The sequence below is a fragment of the Actinoplanes octamycinicus genome (genome assembly GCF_014205225.1).
Classification (GTDB): domain Bacteria; phylum Actinomycetota; class Actinomycetes; order Mycobacteriales; family Micromonosporaceae; genus Actinoplanes; species Actinoplanes octamycinicus.
The window spans coordinates 3,209,201-3,225,177 of the sequence record NZ_JACHNB010000001.1 but is presented as its reverse complement, the minus strand read 5'-3'; the positions used below and the strand labels follow the sequence as shown (position 1 = coordinate 3,225,177).

At 66.9% G+C, this 15,977-nt stretch carries 5 protein-coding genes and 3 rRNA genes; 2 read left to right on the top strand and 6 right to left on the bottom strand.

What is annotated here, in order from left to right; all coding sequences use genetic code 11:
• Positions 1-66 precede the first annotated feature (66 nt).
• A complete protein-coding gene (locus BJY16_RS48405) occupies positions 67-4,530 on the top strand; it encodes a VOC family protein (protein WP_185039960.1) in 4,464 nt (1,487 codons plus the stop codon).
• A gap of 236 nt (positions 4,531-4,766) precedes the next feature.
• Here the strand turns inward: BJY16_RS48405 and BJY16_RS14485 are convergent, their stop codons facing one another.
• Genes BJY16_RS14485 through BJY16_RS14475 form a run of 3 tightly spaced genes read right to left on the bottom strand, consistent with a single transcriptional unit; the run spans position 4,767 to position 9,129 of the window.
• Entirely contained in the window at positions 4,767-5,165 is a 399-nt protein-coding gene (locus tag BJY16_RS14485; protein ID WP_185039959.1) for a DUF4233 domain-containing protein, read from the bottom strand.
• Positions 5,162-6,493, bottom strand: coding sequence for a bifunctional folylpolyglutamate synthase/dihydrofolate synthase (locus tag BJY16_RS14480; RefSeq protein ID WP_185039958.1), 1,332 nt, complete (start codon positions 6,491-6,493; stop codon positions 5,162-5,164). The genes BJY16_RS14485 and BJY16_RS14480 overlap by 4 nt, the downstream gene beginning before the upstream one ends.
• Positions 6,490-9,129: a valine--tRNA ligase gene (locus tag BJY16_RS14475; protein WP_185039957.1), complete on the bottom strand. Its 2,640-nt coding sequence runs from the start codon at positions 9,127-9,129 to the stop codon at positions 6,490-6,492. The genes BJY16_RS14480 and BJY16_RS14475 overlap by 4 nt, the downstream gene beginning before the upstream one ends.
• Before the next feature lie 74 nt (positions 9,130-9,203).
• On the opposite strand from BJY16_RS14475, the gene BJY16_RS14470 reads away from it, so the two are divergent.
• Entirely contained in the window at positions 9,204-10,010 is an 807-nt protein-coding gene (locus BJY16_RS14470; protein WP_185039956.1) for a hypothetical protein, read from the top strand.
• A 367-nt stretch (positions 10,011-10,377) separates the two neighbouring features.
• Here the strand turns inward: BJY16_RS14470 and rrf are convergent.
• From rrf to BJY16_RS14455, 3 genes are all read right to left on the bottom strand, one after another.
• A 5S ribosomal RNA gene (gene rrf, locus BJY16_RS14465) occupies positions 10,378-10,494 on the bottom strand.
• Between the two features lie 107 nt (positions 10,495-10,601).
• Positions 10,602-13,677 (bottom strand): 23S ribosomal RNA (locus BJY16_RS14460).
• Positions 13,678-14,051: 374 nt separating this feature from the next.
• Positions 14,052-15,566, bottom strand: a 16S ribosomal RNA gene (locus BJY16_RS14455).
• The 16S, 23S and 5S rRNA genes sit together here, the layout of an rRNA operon.
• Between the last annotated feature and the right edge of the window lie 411 nt (positions 15,567-15,977).

The following is a 15,977-nucleotide window of genomic DNA, read 5'->3' as shown; positions in this document are numbered from 1 at the left end:
GTACTACCGCACTTTCGCTCAGTGACCGGCGGGCCATAACCTGACGGGAACAACGGGAGGTCCACAGTGGCGAACCAGACCGGCCGGCCCATCGCCCCAGCACGCAAGCTGGTGGCGGCGGTCATGGGCACGCTCGCGGTCTTTGTGATCGTTTTCGGCCTCGGCCTGTCGAGCTGGGCAGTGGCGATCTTCGGCCTCGTGGTGCTGGCGATCGCCATCGCGCTCGCCATGGTCAGCAACGTGCGCCGCGGCGGCCGGGCCACCGTGGCCGGCACCGCCGAGATCGTCGACATCACCCCGCCGCCGCTCTCCGGGGCCTACGGCCGGGCCGAGATCAAGGCCATCGTGGTCGCTCCCGGCCTGGGCACGTTCGACAAGGTGATCCGCGACGGCCGGGTGCCGGTCGCCAAGTGGCCGCTGATCAACTCGACCGTCCCGATCACCGTCGACGTCGACGACACCCGCCGCGTCCGGGTCAACTGGAAGGAGGCGGCGGACGTCGGCCCGGCCGGCGACCCGCCCCCGCCGGCCCAGCCCGACCTCGGCGAGGACCCGGAGGAGGAGGCCGACGACGACGTGCTCGGCGCCGTCGCCCCCGGCCCGTGGGAGACCCGCGAGGAGACCGACTTCACCGCGGCGGAGGAGCCGGCCGCGGCCTTCACCGAGGAGCGCGCCACCACCCCGGTGGTGGTCCGCGACACCCCGCACGGCCCGGTCGTCGAGGGCCAGTTGGTCGGCACCGAGGAACGGGTCACCCCGCTCCCCCGTCGCGCCGCCAGCACCCCCTCGGCCGCCGCTCCGGACGCCCCCGCCGCCCCGCCGTCCACCGCGTCTGAAGACCCCGCCGCGGACGCCCCCTCCGGCCCGGCCCCCACCGATTCCGCTGCCACCCCGGGCACCACCGGCTCCGACCCGGCAGCCGCGCCTTCCTCAGCCGCCCCGGGCGCCACCGCTTCCGACCCGGGTGCCGCTCGCTCCGCTGCCGCCGACACAGCCGACCAGGCCGGTGCGGGTTTTGCTGCCGGTTCCGCCGAGCGAGGCCCGGCCACCGTGGGGACCGCCTCCGACCGCCCCGGCTCGGGCGCCTCGTCCGAGGCGTGGCCCTCGGCCAGCTACCCGCCACCGCCCGGCCCGTCGTCACCCAGCGAGCCGGCCGGCGGCGCCGACTCCTTCGACTTCCCGCCGCCGCCCGCCCCGTCACCCGCCACCGCCGCGGCCTCGGACGACTTCCCGCCACCGCCGCCGCCCACCGCCTACTCGCCCGGCTACGACTACCCACCCCCGCCGGCCCCGAGCCGCACCGGTTACACGGTCACCAACCCCACCGGTTCGGACTACCCACCCCCACCCAGGCCCGCCTACTCCGGCGCCTCCACCCAGTCCGCCTATGCACGGTCCGCCGGCCCGTCCGACGCCCCGTCGACCGCACGGTCCGCCGGTCCTTCGGACACCCCCCAGCCCGCGACCCCGTCGGCCTCCTCGCAGCCGGCCACCCCGGAGCCGTCCACGTCCTCACCGGGCTACGCACGGTCCACCAGCTCGCCGGACCCCGCGCCGTCCGCGTCCCCATCGGGCTACGCACGGTCCACCAGCTCGCCGGACCCCGCGCCGTCCGCGTCCCCACCGGGCTACGCGCGGTCCACCAGCTCTGCGGACTCCGCGCCGTCCACCAGCTCTCCTGACCCCGCACCGTCCGCGTCCCGATCGGGCTACGCACGGTCTGACAGCGGCTCGGGGCCTGCACCGTCCGCTACCCCGTCCGGCTACGCACAGTCCACCGATCCTTCGGACTACTCACGGTCCGCCGCCTCGGAGACGGCTGACTTCCCGTCGTCGCCGGGCGTTGGTCCCGCTGCCGCCTTCGCCGCCGCCGGAGCGGCCACCGCAGCCTCCCGCACCGCGACCACCGCGCGCCCGCCCGGCTCCCGCCCCAGCCCCAAGCGACGCACCACCGCCACCACCGCGACCGCCGAGCCGGAGGTCAACTCCCCCACCCCGGAGCCCACCTCCCCGCCCAGAACCGCGAGCTACGGCCGCCCGCCCACCCAGCGCACCCCGGCCGACGAGGACACCGATCCCTTGATCGACCTGCCCCTCGACGACCCGGCCGACCCCACCCCGCCGAAGACCGCTGCCGCCGGCCCCGATTCCAGCGGAAAACCTGCGACCGCTGCCGGCACCGCACCCGCTGCTGACACCACACCCGCTGCCGCTGCTCACACCGCACCCGCTGCCGCTGCTGGCACCGCAACCGCTGCCGCTGCTCACACCGCACCCGCTGCTGGCACCGCAACCGCTGCTGCTGCCGCTGCTGGCCCCGCCGCCGAGGAGCCCACCTCCGACGAGAAGCCGGCCTCCGTCCCGGGGACCGCCTCCCAGCAGGAGTCCACCCTCGATTCGGAGGCCGCCTCCCGCGAGAATCCCGCGTCTGACCGGGAAGCCATCTCCCCCGAGGGACCCACGCCCGATCGGCAGGACCACCCCACCGAGCCCGCCTCAACCCATTCCGGTCGCACCCGCTTCGTCACTCAACCCGGCGATCCCGACCACCCCATCGACGTCCGGCACCAAGCCGAATCCGCTCAGCCCGCCGAGTCGCCTGAGTCCAGCGACCTCCACCAGCCCAGCGTTCCTCCCGAACCCAGCGAGTCAGGCCGGGCCAGAACCAGCGAAGCCGTGCCGGCTCAGCGGGTCGACGACGAGGGCGACGGCGACCATCCCCCGATCGCCTTCCCGGCCAGCGCATACCCATCAGCCGCAGCCAGCCGGCCGGACCCCGCCACAGACGATCCGGAAGGCACCAACGCGCCCGCCTCCGTCGTCGACCGCCCGGAAGGCACCAACGCGCCCGCCTCCGTCGTCGACCATCCGGAAGGCACCGACGACGCCCCCGCCTCCCGCGGATCGGACGCTTCGTCCACTTCCGCTCGGAGCGGAGCCATCCCGATGCAGGCCGCCCGGCCCGAACCGGCCCCGGCCGCCTACCGGTCGGAGCCGCACCCGGAACCCACCCCGTCGCCGACTGCCGCGAACCCGACCCCGGTCGCACCGCCACCGACCGCCCCGGCGCCGGACCGGCCGTTCCCGACCGCGCCGCCGCCGTCCACCGCGCGCCCGACCGGCCCCACCCTGCCCGCGGACGACATCGACATCCCGCTCGACGACAACCCGGACACCCCGCCGGAGGCCACCCGGGCCGCCGCCCCAGCCGTCGCCGCCGGCATCGTCGCACCCCCGGTCACCGAGCCGCCGGCCACCGACCCGCCGGTCGACCTGCCACTCGACGACGAACCCCCGATCGACGTGCCCCTCGACGACACACCGCAGCCGCGCAACGCCCCAGCCGCCGAGAAGCTGAGCGACAAGGCACCAGCCGCCGCACCTGCCGCCGAGCCGCTACGTGGCGAGTCACAAGCCACCCCCGCATCGGCCGCCGAGCCGCTACGTGACGAGTCACCATCCACCCAGACATCGGCCGCCGCGCCGCTGAGGAACGCGCCGGTGGACGAGCCGGTCGCCGACGATGCGCCGATCGACGTGCCGCTTGAAGACGCGTCACCGGGCGCCGGAACTCCCGCCGCCTTCCCGCTGGGCAGCGCACCGCAAACCGACAAAACACCCGCCGCCTATCCCCTAAGCAGCGCGCCACAAACCGACAAAACTGCCGCCGCTTTCCCGCTGGGCAGCGCGCCGCAGTCGGACGACCCTCAGATCGAGAAATCCGCGCCCGCCAGCGCACCAGTCACCGAATCGGCGGCCGGCGCCGCGGTCAGCGAATCGGCGGCCGGCGCCGCGGTCAGCGAATCGGCGGCCGTAGCAGCCGAGGTCACCGAACCCCCGACCGGAGCAGCCGCGAGCACCGAGTCCCTGACCGGAGCGGCCCCGAGCACCGAGCCCTCGGCCGAAGCAGCAGGGGTCACCGAACGCCCGACCGGAGCGGCCGCGAGCACCGAGCCCTCGGCCGAAGCAGCCGCAATCACCGGGTCATCGGTCGAAGCTCCCACTGTCGAGGAGAAGCCCACCGGACCGGCAGCGGGGAGACCGCTCGGCAGCCCGTGGGGCGACTTCTCCGGTCGCCAGGAACCCGACGAGCACGCCGCCGAGGTGATCACCGCCTATCCGAGCGCTCGACCCGGACCGGCGGGCGCCATTCACGGGGTGGGGATCACGATCCTGGTCACCGAGCTGGCCCGGTCGATCGTGTTCTACCGCGACACCCTCGGCTTCTTCGAGATCGACTCGGGTGAGGGCTCGTCGGTGCTGGCCTCCGGCGACACCCGGGTGGTGCTGCGCGCCGTCCCGAACCTCTCCACCGAGGCCGGCCGGCAGATCTACCTCAATCTCGAGGTCGGCGACATCGAGGCGGTGCACGACGAGCTGAAGGCGAAGGGCGTCAAGTTCGTCCACTCGCCCCGCCCGGTCAACCGCGGCGACAAGCTGGAACTCTGGTCCGCCACCTTCCGCGACCCGGACAACCACAACATCGCCATCACCCAGTGGCGAGCCATCCGCCCCGACCCCGAAGCCTGAGCCCGAGCCCGACGCGACCCGGCCTGAAAGCCTGAGCCCAACCAGGCCCAACCAGGCCCGGCCTGGCCTGAGCCCAACCCGGCCCGGCCTGGGCTGGCCTGGCCTGGCCTGAGCGCGACCCGGCCCGAAGGCCTGGGCCCGGCCTGAGCCCGGCCCCGAAAGCCGGAGACAAATTCCGAAGCCGGAGACAGATGAGGGGGAGCCACCGAGGTGGCTCCCCCTCATCACGTCCCGCCTCAGCCCAGGATCGACCGCCGCACATACGTCGCATAGGCCCAGGCCAACCCGAAGATCACCCCGATCGCGGTCAGCGACCAGTGCACGACCAGCCCGCTGGCCAGCAGCGCCACCTGCAGCGCCGTCCCCGCGCCCCAGCCCCACCGTCGCCGCATGCACCCGGCGAGCAGTGCGGCCACCACCGCCAGGCCGATCACCAGCCCGATCTGCCAGCCGCTCAGGTCCACGCCGAGGATCCGGATCGGCTGGATCGCCAGGAGCAGCACGATCGCTTCCAGGACGAGCGTGCCCGCGCCCAGGCCGCGTACGGCAGCCTCGGGGTTTTTCAGACCGGAACGCCGCGGCGCGGCGCCCGCCTCACCCTCAGCGGGCATCGCGTCCTCTTCCGGCCCGGTCATCGCTTGAGCAGTTTCCGCGCGTCCGCGACGGTCACCACCGAACCGGTGATCAGCACGCCGACCCCACTCATCTCGCCGGAGGCGTCCTCCTCGGCGAGCACCACGGCCTCCTCGATGGCGTCCGGCATGTTCTCCGCGACCGTCACCCGGTCCTCGCCGAACACGTTGGCCGCCAGCTGCGCCAGCTCGGCCACCGGCATCGAGCGCGGCGAGCTGTTCTGCGTCACGACGATCCGGGCGACGACCGGCTCGAGCAGGTCGAGCAGCCCGGTCACGTCCTTGTCGCCGAGCACCGCGAGAACCGCGACCAGGTGCCGGAAGCTGAACTCCTCCTCCAGCGCGGTGACCGTGGCGGCCATCCCGTGCGGGTTGTGCGCGCCGTCCAGCAGGATGGCCGGCGCGCTGCGCACCCGCTCCAGCCGCCCGGGCGAGTCGACCTGGGCGAAGCCCTCGCGGATCAGGTCGATGTCGATCTGCTTGCCCGGGCCGGCGCCGAGGAACGCCTCGACCGCGGCCAGCGCGAGGGCCGCGTTCTGCGCCTGGTGCGCGCCGAACAGGGGCAGGAAGATCTCCTCGTAGACGCCGCCCAGCCCCTGCAGCACCAGCACCTGGCCGCCGACCGCCTGGGTCCGCTGCACCACGCCGAACTCGCTGCCCTCCCGGGCCAGCGTGGCGCCCATCTCCGCGCAGCGTTCCAGGATCGGCCGCATGGCCTCCTCGGTCTGCACCGCGGTGATCACCGTGGCGTCCTTGTGGATGATCCCGGCCTTGGCCCAGGCGATGTCCTCGATGGTGTCGCCCAGCCACTCGGTGTGGTCCAGCCCGATCGGGGTCAGCACGCAGACGCCGGCCTCGATGACGTTGGTGGCGTCCTCCTCGCCGCCGAGCCCGACCTCGACCACCGCGATGTCCACCGGCGCGTCCGCGAACGTGGCGTAGGCCATCGCCGTGGTCATGTCGAAGTAGGTCAGCGGCTCGGAGTTCCGCGCGTCGATCAGCTCGGCCAGCGGCGCGATCTCCCGGTACGTCCCGACCAGGCGTTCCTCGGAGACCGGCTCCCCGTCCAGGCTGATCCGCTCCCGGACGGTCTCCAGGTGCGGGCTCGTGTACCGCCCGGTGTGCAGCCCGCACGCCCGCAGCAGCGAGTCGATCATGCGAGCCGTGCTGGTCTTGCCGTTGGTGCCGGTCAGGTGGATGGCCGGGTACGCCCGCTGCGGGCTGCCCAGCACGTCCATCAGGTCCCGGATCTTCTGCATGTCGAAAACCATGCGGGTGAAGCCGCGCTCCTCGAGCGCGGCCTCGACCTCGGAGTACTCGGATGAGCTCATGCTGCCGGCAACGCCTCGAGCGCGGCGGCGATCCGGACCAGATCGGCCTCAGCGGCCGCCAGCCGGTCCTTGATCTTGGCGACCACGGCCTCCGGCGCCTTGCCGACGAACGCCTCGTTGCCCAGCTTGCCCCGGCACTGCGCGGCCTCCTTCTCGGCGGCGGCGCGGTCTTTCTCCAGCCGGGCCCGCTCGGCGGCCACGTCGATCGCCCCGCGGGTGTCCAGGTCGACGGTGATTCCACCGGTCACCGCCAGGGTGGCGGTCGCGGTGAAGTCGGCCGCCGGCGCGTCCAGCCGGGCCAGCGAACGGATCAGCGGCTCGTGCGTGTCGATCCCGACGTTGCCCAGGCCGGTCAGCGCGGCGGAGACCCGCTGGCTCGGCTTGAGCCCCTGATCGGACCGGAACCGCCGGACCTCGGTGACCACTTTCTGCAGGGCGGCCAGCTCCTCCTCGGCGGCGTCGTCGACCAGCGCGTGGTCGACGGCCGGCCAGGCCGCGGTCATCACCGTCTCGCCGCCGGTGAGCGCGATCCACAGCTCCTCGGTGACGAACGGGATGACCGGGTGCAGCAGGCGCAGGAGCTGGTCGAGCACGTGCCCGAGGACCCGCCGGCTGCGTGCCGCCTCCGCGGTGTCCTGGGCCAGCACCGGCTTGCTGAGCTCGACGTACCAGTCGCAGACGTCGTCCCAGGCGAAGTGGTAGAGGGTGTCGCAGACCTTCGCGTACTCGTACGAGTCGAACTGCTCGTTCACCTCGGCGATGGTGTGCTGCAGCCGGGACAGGATCCACTTGTCGATGGCGCTGAGCTCGCTCGCCGCCGGCAGGTCGCCGTCCACCGTCGCGCCGTTCATCAGCGCGAAGCGGGTGGCGTTCCACAGCTTGTTGCAGAAGTTGCGGGAGCCCTGGCACCACTCCTCGCTGATCGGCACGTCGGAGCCGGGGTTGGCGCCGCGGGCCAGCGTGAAGCGGGTGGCGTCGGCGCCGTACCGGTTGATCCAGTCCAGCGGGTCGACCACGTTGCCGAACGACTTCGACATCTTCTTGCCGAACTGGTCGCGCACCATGCCGTGCAGGTTGACCACGTCGAACGGCTGCTTGCCGTCCATCGCGTACAGCCCGAACATCATCATCCGGGCGACCCAGAAGAACAGGATGTCGTAGCCGGTGACCAGCACGCTGGTCGGGTAGAACTTCTCCAGCTCGGCGGTCTGCTCCGGCCAGCCCAGCGTGGAGAACGGCCACAGCCCGGAGGAGAACCAGGTGTCCAGCACGTCCTCGTCCTGGCGCCAGCCCTCGCCGGTCGGCGGCTCCTCGTCCGGCCCGACGCAGACGACCTCGCCGGCCGGCCCGTACCACACCGGGATGCGGTGGCCCCACCACAGCTGGCGGGAGATGCACCAGTCGTGCATGTTGTCGACCCAGGCGAAGTACCGCTTGGACAGCTCGGCGGGCTCGATCTTCACCCGGCCGTCGCGGACCGCGTCGCCGGCCGCCTTCGCGAGCGGACCGGTGTTCACGAACCACTGCAGCGACAGCCGCGGCTCGACCGTGGTCTTGCACCGCGAGCAGTGCCCCACCGAGTGCTCATAAGGCCGCTTCTCGGCGACGATCCGCCCCTGCTCGCGCAGCGCGGCGACCACCGCCGGCCGGGCCTCGTAACGGTCCAGCCCCTGGAACGGGCCGGGCACGGTGATCACCGCACGCTCGTCCATCACGGTCAGGCTGGGCAGGTTGTGCCGCTGGCCGATCTCGAAGTCGTTCGGGTCGTGCGCCGGGGTCACCTTGACCGCGCCGGTCCCGAACGCCGGGTCGACGTGCTCATCGGCCACGATCGGGATGCGCCGGCCGGTCAGCGGCAGCTCCACCTCGGTGCCGATCAGGTGCTGGTAGCGCTCGTCGTCGGGGTGCACGGCCACCGCGGTGTCGCCGAGCATGGTCTCGGCCCGGGTGGTGGCGACGACGATCGAGCTCTCCCCCTCGCCGTAGCGGATCGAGACCAGCTCACCCTCGTCGTTGGTGTGCTCGACCTCGATGTCGCTGAGCGCGGTGAGACAGCGCGGGCACCAGTTGATGATCCGGTTGGCCCGGTAGATCAGCTCGTCCTCGTACAGCCGCTTGAAGATCGTCTGGACGGCCCGGGAGAGCCCCTCGTCCATGGTGAAACGCTCGCGGGACCAGTCGACGGAGTCACCCAGCCGGCGCATCTGGCCGAGGATCGCGCCGCCGGACTCCGCCTTCCACTCCCAGACCTTCTCGACGAACTTCTCCCGGCCCAGGTCGTGCCGGGACAGCTGCCGCTCGGCGAGCTTGCGCTCGACCACGTTCTGCGTGGCGATGCCGGCGTGGTCCATGCCGGGCAGCCACAGCACCTCGAAGCCCTGCATCCGCTTGAGCCGCACCAGGGTGTCCTGGATGGTGTGGTCGAGGGCGTGGCCGACGTGCAGCGATCCGGTCACGTTCGGCGGCGGGATGACGATGGTGAACGGCGGCTTGTCGCTCTTCGGGTCCGCGGTGAAATAGCCCTTCGATACCCACCGCTCGTACCGCGACTGCTCTACGTCGCCCGGCTGGTACTGAGCGGAGAGGCCACCGGTGGGCCGGCTGTCGGGAGTGCGGGTATCGGTTGCATCGGTCACCCGGCAAGTCTACGGATTCCCCAGCGCCACCCGGTATGCGCACCACCACCTGTGGACAACGGTACGCTCGCGGGATGTCGGACCCCGGCCACCACAACCCGTCCCCCGATTCCGCACCGGCCGCCGACCCCCCGGCCCCGGTCACGCCGGAGCCGGCCCCGGCCGAGCCGAGTGGTCTATCGGGAGCACGGGAGTCCGACCGGCACATCGAGATCCAGGAAGCCCCGTTCAGCCTCCTGGGCGACAGTTCGGAGAACGGCTCCGGAAACGGTGCCGAGAACGGTTTCGGAGACCCCGATCCCGATACCAGTCCGCCGACCTCGCGCCGCAAGCGAACCCGCACCATCGTGCTCGCCTCGCTGCTGGCCGTCGGCCTGGCCGGAGCAGCCGCCCTGGGCACCTTCTACTGGCAGATCCACTCCCAGCGCGACACCACCCTCACCCTGCCCCCGCAGATCGGCGAGCTGACCCTGGACACCGGCGAGAACGCCCAGCAGACCGCCGAGTACTTGAAAACCGCCCTCTCCGCCGAGGTCGACCTGGACGAAACCGTGGGCGCCGTCTACACCGCCCCCGCCGACAAGAACGTTCTATTCTTCGGCGGCACCACCCTCTTCTGGTCCCCGGACAAAGACCTAGACACGTCGTTCAGCCTCATCTCCGACGAACAGGGCGCCGTAACAAACCTCCACGAGGTGGACCCCGGCCCTCTCTCCGGAACCATGAAATGCGGCACCACCAAAACCGAATCCGGCGACCTCCCGGTCTGCGGCTGGGCCGACCACGGCAGCCTTGCCTTAGCCATGTTCCCCAACCGCCCCGAATCCGAAGCCGCCCCCCTGATGCGCCAACTAAGAGCCCAAATCCAAACCCGCAACTAACCCAACCCCGACCACGACAAACCGCACCTTTAGTCGAACCCCAGCCCCCCCACCACGCAAGCCGCCCTCCCGTGGATGCGCCGGCCCCCCACCACCCGCACCAACGCACCACCCGCACCAACGCACCACCCGAACCCCGGACGGCCTCCCAAAGATGCCCTTGATGTCGCGGCAGTCCCGGTGAGTAGGCAAGGTTCGGGCGGGGAGGGCCATTTGGAGGTATCAAGCCTGACGGCCTTCGAATGGCCCTCCCCGCCCGAACCGGCCCCCCACGCGAACAACCGCACCCACCCACGGCCAGCCTGTTTTTGGGTAGCAAAAAAGAAACGCCCACCCGGAACCCCGGGTGGGCGTTTCTCGACGTTAAGTCCGGCGGCGTCCTACTCTCCCACACCCTCCCGAGTGCAGTACCATCGGCGCTGGAGGGCTTAGCTACCGGGTTCGGAATGTAACCGGGCGTTTCCCCTCCGCTATGACCACCGAAACAGCCATCAGCAGAACCAACCAGCAACCCTCATGCCGTCACCGACAATTCAGGGTGGTTGTTCGTTTGCTGTGAATCACACAGTGGACGCAAGCAGAAAATTTAGGGTGGTTAAGCCCTCGGCCTATTAGTACCGGTCAACTCAACACGTTACCGTGCTTACATCTCCGGCCTATCAACCCAATAGTCTCTTGGGGGCCTTACCCACTCAAGGTGGTGGGATACCTCATCTCGAAGCGAGCTTCCCGCTTAGATGCTTTCAGCGGTTATCCCTTCCGAACGTAGCCAACCAGCCGTGCCCTTGGCAGAACAACTGGCACACCAGAGGTTCGTCCGTCCCGGTCCTCTCGTACTAGGGACAGCCCTTCTCAAGTATCCAACGCGCACGGCGGATAGGGACCGAACTGTCTCACGACGTTCTAAACCCAGCTCGCGTACCGCTTTAATGGGCGAACAGCCCAACCCTTGGGACCTGCTACAGCCCCAGGATGCGACGAGCCGACATCGAGGTGCCAAACCATCCCGTCGATATGGACTCTTGGGGAAGATCAGCCTGTTATCCCCGGGGTACCTTTTATCCGTTGAGCGACACCGCTTCCACACGCAAGTGCCGGATCACTAGTCCCGACTTTCGTCCCTGCTCGACCCGTCAGTCTCACAGTCAAGCTCCCTTGTGCACTTACACTCAACACCTGATTGCCAACCAGGCTGAGGGAACCTTTGGGCGCCTCCGTTACCCTTTAGGAGGCAACCGCCCCAGTTAAACTACCCACCAGACACTGTCCCTCGACCCGATCAGGGCCGCAAGTTAGATACCCAAACCCAACAGAGTGGTATTTCAACAACGCCTCCACCCGAACTGGCGTCCGAGCTTCACCGGCTCCCACCTATCCTACACAATCGAATTCAGATACCAATGTCAAGCTATAGTAAAGGTCCCGGGGTCTTTCCGTCCTGCCGCGCGTAACGAGCATCTTTACTCGTACTGCAATTTCGCCGGGCCTGTGGTTGAGACAGTGGGGAAGTCGTTACGCCATTCGTGCAGGTCGGAACTTACCCGACAAGGAATTTCGCTACCTTAGGATGGTTATAGTTACCACCGCCGTTTACTGGCGCTTAAGTTCTCCGCTTCGCCCCGAAGAGCTAACAGGTCCCCTTAACGTTCCAGCACCGGGCAGGCGTCAGTCCATATACATCGTCTTACGACTTGGCATGGACCTGTGTTTTTAGTAAACAGTCGCTTCCCCCTGCTCTCTGCGGCCATACCACGCTCCACCAGCAAGTGGCTTCACGCGTCCGGCCCCCCTTCTCCCTAAGTTACGGGGGCAATTTGCCGAGTTCCTTAACCACAGTTCACCCGTCGCCTCGGTATTCTCTACCTGACCACCTGTGTCGGTTTAGGGTACGGGCCGCTCGAAACATCGCTAGAGGCTTTTCTCGGCAGCATAGGATCAATGACTTCACCAGAACGGCTCGGCATCACGTCTCAGCCTATATGCACCGCGGATTTGCCTACGGTACGGCCTACACGCTTACCCCGGCACAACCACCGGCCGGGATCATCTACCTTCCTGCGTCACCCCATCACTAAACTACTACCCCAGAGGGTCCTGGTCTCCATGCCCTTGACCCGAAGGTCGCCGGCACTTCAAGCAGTTAGCACCTGAAGGTTCGTCTTGGGCGTTTCTTTGCGGGTACGGGAATATCAACCCGTTATCCATCGACTACGCCTCTCGGCCTCGCCTTAGGCCCCGACTCACCCAGGGCGGATTAGCCTGGCCCTGGAACCCTTGGTCATCCGGCGGAAGGGGTTCTCACCCTTCATTCGCTACTCATGCCTGCATTCTCACTCGTACAGCGTCCACGGCTGGATCACTCCGCCGCTTCACCCGCTGCACGACGCTCCCCTACCCATCCACACACTAGGTGTGAATGCCACAGCTTCGGCGGTGTGCTTGAGCCCCGCTACATTGTCGGCGCGGAACCACTTGACCAGTGAGCTATTACGCACTCTTTAAAGGGTGGCTGCTTCTAAGCCAACCTCCTGGTTGTCCATGCGATCCCACATCCTTTTCCACTTAGCACACGCTTAGGGGCCTTAGCTGGCGATCTGGGCTGTTTCCCTCTCGACTACGAAGCTTATCCCCCGCAGTCTCACTGCCGCGCTCTCACTTACCGGCATTCGGAGTTTGGCTGATTTCAGTAAGCTTGTGGGCCCCCTAGACCATCCAGTGCTCTACCTCCGGCAAGAAACACGCGACGCTGCACCTAAATGCATTTCGGGGAGAACCAGCTATCACGGAGTTTGATTGGCCTTTCACCCCTAACCACAGGTCATCCCCCAACTTTTCAACGTTGGTGGGTTCGGTCCTCCACGCAGTCTTACCCACGCTTCAACCTGCCCATGGCTAGATCACCCCGCTTCGGGTCTAGAACATGCGACTAAAAACGCCCTATTCAGACTCGCTTTCGCTACGGCTACCCCACACGGGTTAACCTCGCCACATGCCACTAACTCGCAGGCTCATTCTTCAAAAGGCACGCCATCACCCCGAAAGGCTCTGACGGATTGTAGGCGAACGGTTTCAGGTACTATTTCACTCCCCTCCCGGGGTACTTTTCACCATTCCCTCACGGTACTTGTCCGCTATCGGTCACCAGGAAGTATTCAGCCTTACCAGGTGGTCCTGGCAAATTCACAGCAGATTCTAGGAGTCCGCTGCTACTCGGGAACACCACAAAGAGGCTTAGCATTTTCGCTTACGGGGCTCTCACCCTCTACGGCCGGCTTTCCCACACCGTTCAACTAACACTAAGCTTTGTAACTCTTCGAGGAAATGTCAGTAACCTCAAGTGAGTCCCACGACCCCGGATATGCAACGCCTGACAGCTATCACACATACCCGGTTTAGGCTAGATCCGCTTTCGCTCGCCACTACTCACGGAATCACGGTTGTTTTCTCTTCCTACGGGTACTGAGATGTTTCACTTCCCCGCGTTCCCCTCACATGCCCTATGAATTCAGGCATGGATGACACGACATGACTCGTGCCAGGTTTCCCCATTCGGACACCCTGGGATCACAGCTAGGTTGACAGCTCCCCCAGGCCTATCGCGGCCTCCCACGTCCTTCATCGGCTCCTGGTGCCAAGGCATCCACCGTTCGCCCTTGACAACTTAACCACAGAAAACAAGATGCTCGCGTCCACTGTGTAATTCTCAACCAACGACCAACCCACAACCTGCTCAGCCCAACACCAGCACCACGATCCCGCAGTCGGTATGAAGGGCCAGGCCGTGCCTGGCATTGAAAAACAACCCCGAGCCTCAGCTCGGCCACCGACCTCAGCCGGCGTGGTTGTTCTTTCAGATACCCAACAGGGTGCTCATCACCGAGTTCCAGCCGCACCAGCATCCGTTCCACGCCCGAAGGCTGTACTAGGAAGCCGGCCGTTGCCGGATTCGATTAGCCAGTGTCTCCGCCTGTGAGCTCCTCACCAACACGTTCGGCTGGTGCAGGATTTCTGTCCAACTTTCGCTGGAAGAATGCTCCTTAGAAAGGAGGTGATCCAGCCGCACCTTCCGGTACGGCTACCTTGTTACGACTTCGTCCCAATCGCCAGCCCCACCTTCGACGGCTCCCTCCCACAAGGGGTTAGGCCACCGGCTTCGGGTGTTGCCGACTTTCGTGACGTGACGGGCGGTGTGTACAAGGCCCGGGAACGTATTCACCGCAGCGTTGCTGATCTGCGATTACTAGCGACTCCGACTTCACGGGGTCGAGTTGCAGACCCCGATCCGAACTGAGACCGGCTTTTTGGGATTCGCTCCACCTTACGATTTCGCAGCCCTTTGTACCGGCCATTGTAGCATGCGTGAAGCCCTGGACATAAGGGGCATGATGACTTGACGTCATCCCCACCTTCCTCCGAGTTGACCCCGGCAGTCTCCCATGAGTCCCCAACTGAATGCTGGCAACATGGGACGAGGGTTGCGCTCGTTGCGGGACTTAACCCAACATCTCACGACACGAGCTGACGACAGCCATGCACCACCTGTGAACGGCCCCGAAGGACCCTACATCTCTGCAGGATTTCCGTACATGTCAAACCCAGGTAAGGTTCTTCGCGTTGCATCGAATTAATCCGCATGCTCCGCCGCTTGTGCGGGCCCCCGTCAATTCCTTTGAGTTTTAGCCTTGCGGCCGTACTCCCCAGGCGGGGCGCTTAATGCGTTAGCTGCGGCGCAGAGAACCGGAGAGGTCCCCCACACCTAGCGCCCAACGTTTACAGCGTGGACTACCAGGGTATCTAATCCTGTTCGCTCCCCACGCTTTCGCTCCTCAGCGTCAGTATCGGCCCAGAGACCCGCCTTCGCCACCGGTGTTCCTCCTGATATCTGCGCATTTCACCGCTACACCAGGAATTCCAGTCTCCCCTACCGAACTCTAGCCTGCCCGTATCGAATGCAAGCCCGAAGTTGAGCCTCGGGTTTTCACATTCGACGCGACAAGCCGCCTACGAGCTCTTTACGCCCAATAAATCCGGACAACGCTCGCGCCCTACGTCTTACCGCGGCTGCTGGCACGTAGTTGGCCGGCGCTTCTTCTGCAGGTACCGTCACTTGCGCTTCGTCCCTGCTGAAAGAGGTTTACAACCCGAAGGCCGTCATCCCTCACGCGGCGTCGCTGCATCAGGCTTCCGCCCATTGTGCAATATTCCCCACTGCTGCCTCCCGTAGGAGTCTGGGCCGTGTCTCAGTCCCAGTGTGGCCGGTCGCCCTCTCAGGCCGGCTACCCGTCGTCGCCTTGGTAGGCCATTACCCCACCAACAAGCTGATAGGCCGCGAGTCCATCCCAAACCGAAAAACTTTCCACCTAGCACCATGCGGTGCCAGGTCATATTCGGTATTAGCCCCCGTTTCCGAGGGTTATCCCAAAGTCTGGGGCAGGTTACTCACGTGTTACTCACCCGTTCGCCGCTCGAGTACCCCGAAGGGCCTTTCCGCTCGACTTGCATGTGTTAAGCACGCCGCCAGCGTTCGTCCTGAGCCAGGATCAAACTCTCCAACAAAATCTGTTGTAAAGCGTCCCGGCAACAAAATGTTGCCAAAGGAATCTCCCACCCATCCCGAAGGACAGGCCGGGGTATTGCCATAATTGGCACTGGCTTTTCAAGCACCCTGTTGAGTTCTCAAAGAACAACCGCACATCAAGTCCCGCATCTCCGTCAAGAGACCCGATCTTGAGGCAACCGTTCAAGCTTACCTGGTCGTTGTCGCCGCCGAGATCCGGGGATCTCGCTGGCCTCGCCCAAGTGGTATCCACATTGACATCCGCTCGAGGCGGAGATTTCGTGGATTCGGCTCATGCAGACCGGCCGACAAATTCGTCCGCCCGGCTCCCTGCTGGCCTGATCACTCTACCCGGCCGGTTTCGCATCCGCAAGTCCAGCGAGCTGGATCTTTGCTGCACCGCCCAGCGC